The sequence below is a fragment of the Nocardia sp. NPDC058244 genome, from assembly GCF_042882065.1.
Classification (GTDB): Bacteria; Actinomycetota; Actinomycetes; order Mycobacteriales; family Mycobacteriaceae; genus Nocardia.
In genome coordinates, this window is the sequence record NZ_JBHVWX010000004.1 from 552,795 (window position 1) to 560,224 (window position 7,430).

Consider the following 7,430-nt stretch of genomic DNA (forward strand, 5'->3'; position numbering starts at 1 on the left):
TCGCCGATGGTTGGCGGAATATCGATGGATCGCAAGATTCAGACATCCTAGGCTGGGGACATGATCGTTCCCGACACCAAGAACTGGACCTGGGTCCTCGAACGCGCGTGTCCCGACTGTGGATTCGACGCCGAGGCGACCGCCTACGCGGCGGTGCCCGAGCGGACCCTCGACAGCGCCGCGCGGATCGGCGCCGCGCTCGAGCGCGACGACGCGCGGGTCCGTCCGGACGACGCGACCTGGTCGGTGCTCGAATACGGCGCCCACGTGCGCGACGTGTGCCGGATCTTCGACGCCCGGCTGGCCCTGATGCTGGCCGACGACGGCGTCGAGCCGCCGCGCTTCGAGAACTGGGACCAGGACGCGACCGCCGTCGCCGACCGCTACGACCGGCAGGACCCGGCGGTGGTGGCGACCGAACTCGCGGCCGCCGCCGATCGGGTCGCCGCCGCCTTCGCCGCGGTGCCGGCGGATCGGCTCGGCGCGCGGGGCGCGCGCAGCGACGGATCGCTGTTCACGGTGACCTCGCTGTCCCGATACTTCCTCCACGACCTCGTCCATCATGTCCATGACGTGCGCGGATAGATTTTTCTCGGACAATTTCTAGAACGTGTTTCAGAATTGGCCGATTCTTCGTTAGGGTGAGTGCAATCACAACGTGGCACAAGCTTGGCGAGAGGTCGACCGGACATGAAGACGAAGGGCGCGATCCTGTGGGGCATCGATCAGGAATGGTCGGTGGAGGAGATCGAGGTCGGCGATCCCGTCGCCGGTGAAGTGCAGATCCGGATGGAAACGGCGGGCATGTGCCACTCCGACCATCACATCGTCACCGGCGCGACGCCGATGCCGTCGTACCCCGTGATGGGCGGGCACGAGGGTGCGGGTGTCATCACCAAGCTGGGCCCGAATTGCCCCAGCGACCTGGCCGTGGGCGACCACGTCATCCTGTCGTTCATCCCGGCCTGTGGCCGCTGTCCCGCTTGCGTCGCGGGCAACATGGCGCTGTGCGACCTGGGCGCGGGCCTGCTGATGGGCCAGGCGATCTCGGACGGCACCTACCGCGTCCAGGCGCGCGGCGAGAACGTCATCCCGATGTGCCTGCTCGGCACCTTCTCCCCGTACATGACGGTGCACCACACCTCGGTCGTGAAGATCGATCCGACCATCCCGTTCGAGGTCGCCTGCCTGGTCGGCTGTGGCGTGCCGACCGGCTTCGGTTCCGCCACCCACGTCGCCCAGGTGTCGCCGGGTGAGACCGCGGTCATCGTCGGCATCGGCGGCGTCGGCATGAGCGCGCTGCAGGGCGCGGTGCTCTCCGGCGCGTCGAAGGTCATCGCGATCGACCCGAACCCGTGGAAGCGCGAGCAGGCGCAGAAGTTCGGCGCCACCCACACCTACGAGAGCATGGCCGCCGCGATCATGCCGATGATCGACGCCACCGAGGGCCGGATGGCCGAGAAGGTCATCCTCACCATGGGTGAGATGCACGGCGACTACATCGAAGAGGGCCTGATCCTGACCGGTAAGGCGGGCACCCTGGTCGTCACCTCGATGGGCCGCATGGACGCCGGCGACGTGAAGATGAACAGCTTCCTGCTGTCCATGCTGCAGAAGACGGTGAAGGGCACCATCTTCGGCGGCGGCAACGCCCGTCAGGACGCGCCGCGCCTGCTGTCGCTCTACAAGTCGGGTCAGCTCAATCTGGACGACATGGTCACCCGCACCTACTCGCTCGAAGAGGTCAACCAGGGCTACAAGGACATGCTGGACGGCAAGAACATTCGCGGCATCATCCGCTTCACCGAAGCCGACTGGTAAGTCAGCGCCTGCGTTCCCGCTCGGCGAGCCGGACCGCGACCTGCGCGATCAGGTCGTACGGAATCGGTTCTCCGAGCGGGAATTTCAGGGTGCCACGCCCCGCGACGTAGGGCGCGACGGCACGTTCGAACGCCTCGTCCCCGTCCGGGACGGGGTACACGCTCACATGTTCCTTCCACCCGGCGAAGGACATGAACGCCCGGCCGTCGAGGGTGACGGCCGGGATGGCGTAACTGATCTTCTCGCCCGTCTCCGGCAGCACGCGATGAATCGTCTCGCGGATCCGCTGGAGCGCGGCGCGCTGAGCTTCCGGTTGATCGGCCAGATAGGCGTCCACGGAGATCGGTGTCGCGGCCATGATTCCTCCTGCTGCGCGGCGAGCGGGTGGAGCGGATGCCCCGCGATTCTACGACCGGGCACCCACCTCGCCGGGCCGACCCGCGGCGATCCGCCCCTCGGCCAGCGTCAGCAGATGATCGGCCCTCGCCGCCTCGGCCGGATCGTGGGTGGCCTGCACGACGGTGACCCCGGCCGCGCCGACCTCGGTCAGCACCTGGGCGATCGCGGCCTGCGAGTCCGCGTCCAGGCCGGTCGCCGGTTCGTCGAGTAGCAGCAGATCGGACTCCTGGGCCAGGGCCTGGGCGAGCAGGGCACGCTGGCGTTGTCCACCCGAGAGGGTGTCGAGCCGCCGCGTCGCCAGTGCGGTGAGATCCATCCGCTCCAGGCAGGCCTGCGTGATCGCCCTGTCCGCGCGGGTGAGGCGGCGCCACGGTCCGCGCCGCGCCCACCGTCCCATGGCCACCGTGTCGCGCACGGTCAACGGCAAGGTCGGTGGAATCGCCGTGTGCTGCACCACGATCGCCGGTCGGTGGGTGGTGTCGCGGGTCATCCGGCCCGCCTGGATCGGCACCGTGCCCGCCAGGACCCCGAGCAGGGTCGATTTCCCCGAACCGTTGGGGCCGACGATCGCCGTCACCCGTCCGCGCGGAATCGTCGCCGACACCTCGGTGAGCACCGGCGTCGCGCCGTAGCCCGCCGTCAAGCGCTCGATCGTGATCGCGCTGTCCTCTGTGTGCTGCATCTCACCTCAATTGAAACGATAATCATTTTCAGTATATCGTCTCGCGCTATGGATTGGCTGTTCGCCCCGTTCGAGGTGGCCTTCGTGCAACGCGCGCTGTGGGGTGGGCTGCTCGTGTCGTGCGTGTGCGCCCTGGCCGGGACCTGGGTCGTGGTGCGTGGCATGGCCTTTCTCGGCGACGCGATGTCGCACGGGATGCTGCCCGGCGTCGCGGTCGCGGCACTGCTCGGCGGGAATCTGCTGCTCGGCGCCGCGATCAGTTGCGCCGCCATGGCTTTCGGGGTGTCGGCGCTCGGCCGGAGCAAGCGGTTCGCGCCCGATACCGCGATCGGGCTGCTGTTCGTCGGCATGCTCGCGGCCGGGGTGATCATCGTGTCGCGTTCGCAGTCGTTCGCCGTGGACCTGACCGGTTTCTTGTTCGGTGACGTGCTGGCGGTGCGGTCGCGCGATCTGGGGTATCTCGCTGCGGCGCTGGTGATCGCGCTCGTGGTGACGGTGGTGGGGCATCGGGCGTTCGTTGCCTCGACCTTCGATCCGCGCAAGGCCCACACGCTCGGGTTGCGGCCGAAGGTCGCCCAGGTGGCGCTGATCGGACTGGTGACGCTGGCCATCGTCGCGTCGTTCCACGTCGTCGGCACGCTGCTGGTGTTCGGCCTGCTCATCGCGCCGCCGGCCGCGGCGCTGTACTGGTCGGACCGGATTCCGGTCGTGATGGTGGTCGCGGCGCTGCTCGGTGGTGCGTCGACCGCCGTCGGCCTGCTCGTCTCGTGGCACGCGGAAACCGCGGCGGGCGCGACGATCGCCGCCGTCGCGGTCGCCGCGTTCTTCCTGTCGGCGATCCTCGCCGCGCTGCGCGACCGCTTCGGCGCACGTCGGCTCGGTGCCGCGTCGGTGGCCGCACTCGCTGCCGTGCCGCTGGTCGGGTGTGGGTCGGGGGAGCCGCCGATGGTCGAGGAGACGCCGCACGGGTTCGTCGCGGGGGCCGAGGAGATGGCCGAGCCGCAGACGCGGTTGATCGTGACGGACGCGGGTACGGGGGAGGTGCGGATCGTCGACCTGCTCACCGAGCGGGTGACCACTCTCGCTGCTGTGGAATCTGTTTCCCCGCAGGCACATTCGCCGAGTTCGGATGGCGCCGCCGTGCGGTTGGCCGGGGACGGCCGCTTCGGCTTCCTCGCTGTCGGCGGCCGTCTGACGATCGTGGACAGTGGCGCGTGGACCGTCGATCACGGCGATCATCGGCACTACTACAGCGCGCCGATTCGGATGGTCGGGTCGACCGATTTCGCGGCGGCGGAGCCGGGCCCGATCACGGCCCACAGTGATCCCGTTGTCACAGCGGTCGTCTCGGAGGGTGGCGAGACGATGCTGTTCGATCGGGCCGCGCTGGGCGAAGGGACAGTGGGGGAGCCGCGGCGGATCGATGGTGTGGCGGTGCCGTACGCGGAGCGGTTGATCGTCGTCGATCGTGCGGGGCGGGTGGAGGTGCGCGGGCGCGACGGCGCGGCGGGGGAAGCGCAGCCGGTGACCTGCGCTGAGACGCGGGGGCAGGCGGTGACCAGGCGTGGGGTCGTCTTCGGTTGTGCCGACGGTGCTCTCGTCGTCGCGGAGCGTGATGGCAGTTTCGTCAGCGAGAAGATTCCGTACCCGGCGGCGTCCGCCGAGCGCGCGACCGCCTTCACCCATCGGCCGGGAAGCACCACGCTGACCGCGCTCGCCGGACGCACTGGGGTATGGACGCTCGATATCAGGGCGAAGACCTGGAGGTCGACGCCGATCGCCGACGCGGTGGCAGTCAACACCGCGGGCGAGGGGTCGTCGCTGCTGATCCTCACCCGCGACGGCGTCCTGCACGGCCTCGACCCGGTAACCGGAGCGGAGACAGCACGTCTCGGCCTCGTCGACGGGCCGGTCGAGACCGCCGCGATCCAGGTCGATCCGGATCGCGGCTACGTCAACGACATTCGCGCACGTGCCATCCACGAGATCGCCTACAACGACAACCTTCGTGTGGCGCGCGACTTTCCGCTGGATATCGCGCCGACGCTGATCGTGGAGACCGGACTGTGAACGCGACACCCCGCCGACGCGCAGGAGCGCCCGGCCAGGCTGTGGACCGCAGCCCGAACCGTGGTCTCGGCCTGGGCCGCGACAACGTCCTGGCCTTCGGCAGGCGCGACGGCGTCTCCCACCCGGGACCGCCGCGCGACCTCGTCCCTTCCTGGTGGACGAGAACCCTGCGGCCGGCTCGGAGCCGTCGTCCACACCGGCGGAGGTCGTGGCCTGCCGCGATGATCTTCGCGCTGTGCGTGGCCGTGCTGATGTCGCTGATCAGCGCCTGTTCGGCCGACAGCGATCGCTCCGGGATCGTCGTGACGACCAATATCCTCGGCGATCTGACCAAGGCGGTCGTCGGTGACACCGTGCCGGTCACCGTGCTCATGCAGGCCGGGGCCGATCCGCACTCGTTCGCGATCTCGGCCCGGCAGGCAGCCGAGATCGAACGGTCGGCGCTGGTCGTGCACAACGGACTCGGCCTCGAGGAGGGCGTCGCACGGCACGTGCAGGCGGCGGCCGCGGCGGGCGTCCCCACGCTGGCGGTGGCCGAACGGGTCGACCCGATCGCCTACACCTCCGATGAGTCGGCGGGCAAGCCCGATCCGCACTTCTGGACCGACCCGCGGCGGGTCCGCACGGCCGTCGAAGCGATCAGCGCGGAAGTCCTCGCGCGGGTGGACGGCGTCGACGGTGCAGCGGTGCGCGCGAACACCGCCCGCTATCTCGCCGAGATCGATCAGCTCGACCGGTGGATGACCGACCGGTTCGCGGCAATCCCCGCCGACCGCAGGCAGCTGGTCACCGACCATCACGTCTTCGGTTATCTCGCACAGCGATTCGGCTTCCGGGTGATCGGCGCGGTGATCCCCAGCGGCACCACCCTGGCCTCGCCCAGCGCCGCCGATCTCGACGGGCTCGCCGCCGCCATCCGGGCCGCGGGCGTGAGTGCGATCTTCGCCGATTCCGCCCAGCCCGACCGGCTCTCGCGCGTCCTCGCCGAGCACACCGGTCTGACGGTGCGGGTGATCGGCCTGCACACCGAATCGCTCACCGCGCCCGGCGGCGGCGCGGCCACCTATCTCGAGATGGCCCGCGCCAACACCGAGGCCATCGCCCGCGGGCTGGCCGGGCCGACAACGTAGTTCACGCAGGAGAAATGGAGCAGCACATGCACAGTCGGTCACGGACCACCACGCTGGTGGCCCTGTCCGGGGTCTTCGCCTCGGTGGTCGCGCTCAGTGGCTGCGGCACGGACGACGCCGCGCACGACCACGAGCACACGCCGGGCGCGGAGCCGATCGCGCTCACCTACAACGGCGGCATCTACGTCCTCGACGGTGCCACGCTGGCCCAGCAGGGCGAGGTGCGGCTCGACGGCTACAACCGGCTCAACCCGGCGGGCGACGACGACCACCTCATGGTGTCGACCAAGGACGGCTTCCGCGTCTTCGACGCCTACGACCGGGAATTCACCGGCACCGAGTTCCCCGCGCGCAAGCCCGGCCACGTCGTGCGGCACGCGGGCAAGACCGTGCTGTTCGCCGACGGATCGGGTGAGGTCACCGTCTTCGACTCCGCGCAGCTCGCGCACGGCACGCCGAAGACCGAGGTCTATCGGGCGGCCGCACCGCACCACGGTGTCGCGATCGAGCTGAGCAACCGGCAGCTCGTGGTGACCCTGGGCACCGAGGACAAGCGGGTCGGCGCGGTCGCGCTCGATCAGGATCGCAAGGAGCTCGCCAGGAACGAGGACTGCCCCGGCGTGCACGGCGAGGCGACCGCGAAGGACGAGGCGGTGGTGATCGGCTGCCAGACCGGCGCCGTGGTCTATCGCGACGGGAAGTTCACCAAGGTCGCCAGCCCGGATCCCTACGGCCGGATCGGCAACATGTCCGGCAGCGCGGACTCACCGATCGTGCTCGGCGACTACAAGGTCGACAAGGACGCCGAACTGGAACGGCCGCAGCGGATCTCGCTGGTGAACACCGCCGACGGCACCCTGCGCCTGGTCGACATCGGCACCAGCTACACCTTCCGCTCCCTGGGGCGCGGCCCGCAGGGCGAAGCGCTGGTGCTGGGCACCGACGGCAAGATCCACGTCGTCGATCCGGTCGCGGGCACCGTCACCCGGACCATTCCGGTGCTCGGCAGCTGGCAGGAACCGCTCGACTGGCAGGACGCGCGGCCCGCGCTGTTCGTGCGCGGCGGGATCGCCTACGTCTCCGACCCGGCGGCCAAGCAGGTGCATCGCGTCGACCTGGCGGACGGAAAGGTCACGGCCACCGCCACCCTGGCGGCGGCGCCGAACGAGATCAGCGGCGTCGCCGGACACTGATCGACCGACGGCGCGCATCGGTGGGACCTGCCACCGAAGCCCGCCGGGGGCCGCCCGCCCGGCGCAGGGCCGGCCCGCCCCCCATTGGGCGGTGGCCCAAGTGGCTTCTAGACAAGCCGCGGCGGTTCAAGCGGT

7 protein-coding genes are annotated in these 7,430 nt (G+C 69.9%); 5 read left to right on the forward strand and 2 right to left on the reverse strand.

What is annotated here, in order from left to right:
• Positions 1–60: 60 nt before the first annotated feature.
• Together ACFVW6_RS15725 and ACFVW6_RS15730 are read left to right on the forward strand one after the other, a co-directional pair.
• Positions 61–585, forward strand: a complete 525-nt coding sequence (locus tag ACFVW6_RS15725; RefSeq protein WP_355278986.1) for a DinB family protein — start codon at positions 61–63, stop codon at positions 583–585.
• A 105-nt stretch (positions 586–690) separates the two neighbouring features.
• Positions 691–1,821 (forward strand): NDMA-dependent alcohol dehydrogenase, encoded by a 1,131-nt coding sequence (locus ACFVW6_RS15730; protein WP_378827275.1) that lies wholly within the window; start codon positions 691–693, stop codon positions 1,819–1,821.
• A gap of 1 nt (position 1,822) precedes the next feature.
• On the opposite strand, the gene ACFVW6_RS15735 is transcribed toward ACFVW6_RS15730, so the two are convergent.
• Both ACFVW6_RS15735 and aztA read right to left on the reverse strand, forming a co-directional pair.
• Positions 1,823–2,179, reverse strand: a complete 357-nt coding sequence (locus ACFVW6_RS15735; protein ID WP_378827273.1) for an iron chaperone — start codon at positions 2,177–2,179, stop codon at positions 1,823–1,825.
• A 48-nt stretch (positions 2,180–2,227) separates the two neighbouring features.
• On the reverse strand, positions 2,228–2,902 hold the full coding sequence (gene aztA / locus ACFVW6_RS15740; protein WP_378827270.1) for a zinc ABC transporter ATP-binding protein AztA: 675 nt from the start codon (positions 2,900–2,902) through the stop codon (positions 2,228–2,230).
• Here aztA and aztB point away from each other — a divergent pair.
• The 3 genes from aztB (at position 2,894) to aztD (ending at position 7,295) form a co-directional block, all read left to right on the forward strand.
• Positions 2,894–4,972 (forward strand): zinc ABC transporter permease AztB, encoded by a 2,079-nt coding sequence (gene aztB, locus ACFVW6_RS15745; protein WP_378827268.1) that lies wholly within the window; start codon positions 2,894–2,896, stop codon positions 4,970–4,972. The two genes, aztA and aztB, sit on opposite strands and share 9 nt — an antisense overlap.
• A 221-nt stretch (positions 4,973–5,193) precedes the next feature.
• Positions 5,194–6,102, forward strand: coding sequence for a zinc ABC transporter substrate-binding protein AztC (gene aztC / locus ACFVW6_RS15750; RefSeq protein ID WP_378827266.1), 909 nt, complete (start codon positions 5,194–5,196; stop codon positions 6,100–6,102).
• A 26-nt stretch (positions 6,103–6,128) separates the two neighbouring features.
• Positions 6,129–7,295: a zinc metallochaperone AztD gene (gene aztD, locus ACFVW6_RS15755; RefSeq protein WP_378827263.1), complete on the forward strand. Its 1,167-nt coding sequence runs from the start codon at positions 6,129–6,131 to the stop codon at positions 7,293–7,295.
• Positions 7,296–7,430: the final 135 nt, after the last annotated feature.